2 protein-coding genes are annotated in these 2,309 nt (G+C 37.7%); one reads left to right on the top strand and one right to left on the bottom strand.

The window, feature by feature from the left end:
• The coding region (locus tag ACTHJT_RS01085; protein ID WP_440235755.1) for a hypothetical protein at positions 1–271 on the bottom strand (271 nt) is incomplete at its 3' end.
• A 309-nt stretch (positions 272–580) separates the two neighbouring features.
• On the opposite strand from ACTHJT_RS01085, the gene ACTHJT_RS01080 reads away from it, so the two are divergent.
• On the top strand, positions 581–1,648 hold the full coding sequence (locus ACTHJT_RS01080; protein ID WP_440235753.1) for an IS110 family transposase: 1,068 nt from the start codon (positions 581–583) through the stop codon (positions 1,646–1,648).
• The last annotated feature ends 661 nt before the right edge of the window (positions 1,649–2,309 follow it).

Genomic DNA, 2,309 nt, shown 5'->3' with positions numbered 1-2,309 from the left:
AAAATCGGTCTTTATATGTTGGTAAATCTGTAGTCTTTCTTTTTAATTCGGCTTCTATTTCTTCCGCAAAAACTGGTACGCTTTCATTGCCATGTACAATGAGAACACTGTCCCACTCAAAGTCTGTTATAGATGAAAGGTCAAATAGCACGGGCTTTTTTTGTTGAATTGATTGTTTTTCACCATCTGCTATTTCTTTATAAAATTTCTTCTCAAATCTGTTGCAACTTGTGGCTATCAAAATCAGAAGAATTAGATAATATTTCATCATTTTAACGGTTTCGGAAAATGGCTGCTAACGGCCACGCATTGGCGATGGCAGGGCAATTTATAACTTTCTGCCGCAACGTCTGCCAGTAAACGAACAAAAAGCTGAGATTTTTATTCTGTTGCTCAATAGAGTATTTTCAGCCCGGAACTACAGCCCAACAGCGAACAAAAAGCTGACAAAATGCACGTCACCCCAGCTATTCGCCAAGTCTCTATGTAACCTAAAAAAACTGTTGAGGCAGTTAAGAAAGTAGTCAAATTAAATTCGCTACAGTAACTTTTAATTATTATTATCAAAACCTCAACAGTCATGAATAAAATTAAAACAAATTTCGACGGACAAACAATTTTCGTTGGCATGGATGTTCATAAATCCAGCTGGAACTTAGGGATACATTTAAACGACATGTTCATCAAAAATGTACATCAAAAATCTAATCCCATTGTGATGGCCAACTATTTGAAACAACACTTTCCGGGTGCTCATTACAAAGCGGCTTACGAAGCAGGTAAGTTTGGCTTCTGGATACAACGACAGCTGACAGCTTTAGGGATTGAATGCCTGGTCGTAAATCCTGCCGACATTCCCAAATCACAAAAAGATTCCTTGCAAAAAACTGATCCACGTGATGCCCGTAATCTTGGTCTTCGTCTTCAGTCGGGAGTATTGCATGGCATTCATATTCCTGACGAACAACAGGAAGCTGACCGCGTGTTTTTCCGGCATCGTAAAAGAATCTGGAAAGATCTCTGTCGTTGTAAAAACCGTATCAAAGGCTTACTTGCATTTACTGGTATCGATATTCCGGATCAATATGATAATGCAAGCTGGAGCCATAATTTTATCAACTGGCTCAAGGCTTTGGATTGCAAACAAAAGAGCCGCAGAAGGACACTCGATTATATGATTGCACAAATGGAATATTTAAGAAAAGAACTCTTAACTATCGGTAATGAAATCAGAAAAATGATGCGCGAACAGCGTTATAAAACCAATTATTATTTGCTCAGAAGTATTCCAGGTATCGGGGCCCTGACAGCAGCCAGCTTGCTGGTAGAGATTGGAGACATCAAACGATTTGAAACGTTTTGTAACCTCAATAGTTTTGTAGGATTGTTGCCGATGGAACACAGCAGCGGCCAATCAGAAAATAAGCTAAGCCTAACTGTAAGAAAACACAGGCAGTTAAGAAGTGACCTAGTAGAAAGTGCATGGACAGCCAGGCGAACTGATCCGGCTATGGCGCTCTACTTCCAGGAACAAATAAAACATAAGGACTCTAAAATTGTGATTATTAAAATCGCAAGAAAACTACTCAACAGAATCCGCTTCGTTTTAATCAATCAACAACCTTACGAACTTGGAATTGTAAAATAATTATGAGCCCTGACTACTAAACATCGCATGTATAAATATACCTCGCCAAGGCTGTAGCAGGGTTCATTTTAAAAAGATTTAGAAACCATATTATTAACCAACATACCGTCACAAAAAAACCGCAGGCAATGACTACTAAACAAAAGTTGTTATCGTATAAATAATCAAAAAGCGAAGTGTTTTCTTCTGCCAAGTCTGTAGCAGCCTGTATTTACGCCACTTTTTCCGTAGAGGATTTACTAAGCGTAAAAAATCAAAAAACTAAAACAGAGAACTGTAGCATGTGTGCAGCCACCGTAAGCTAAGCTGCAAAAAACATTGACTACTCATAGGATGCTGGGTGTGTTGATTTTTAAAAAAGTATTAATTTTATGATAAGGAAAAAAATCTTGCGAAGGGGAAAGGTTTAAAACCACTTTTAAATTTTTCTCTTTCAAAAGAAATTTAAAAAGAATCTACCATATTAACTCCCCGACTTTAAGGTACATAGGATGCACTTGTTATGTGGCGTTTTTCGTCAGCCCGTTTACAACTAATGTAGCAATTTCATTAGCAAGTCCAATTTTTGCAATGGTCCCACTATTGAATTTTAAAAAGTCAGATTCTATGCCGTCACTAAATATCACGCCATTGCTTGGCATCAATGATTCAATGGTTAAAT

This window comes from Cytophaga sp. (assembly GCF_051961495.1).
Taxonomy (GTDB): Bacteria; Bacteroidota; Bacteroidia; order Cytophagales; family Cytophagaceae; genus Cytophaga.
Note: the sequence above shows the minus strand (reverse complement) of the source record. Positions and strands in the feature narration are given on the sequence as shown.

Bases quoted from the DNA above. Each gene is read 5' to 3' on its own strand.
- ACTHJT_RS01080 (WP_440235753.1), top strand. From the start codon at position 581: ATGAATAAAATTAAAACAAATTTCGACGGACAAACAATTTTCGTTGGC.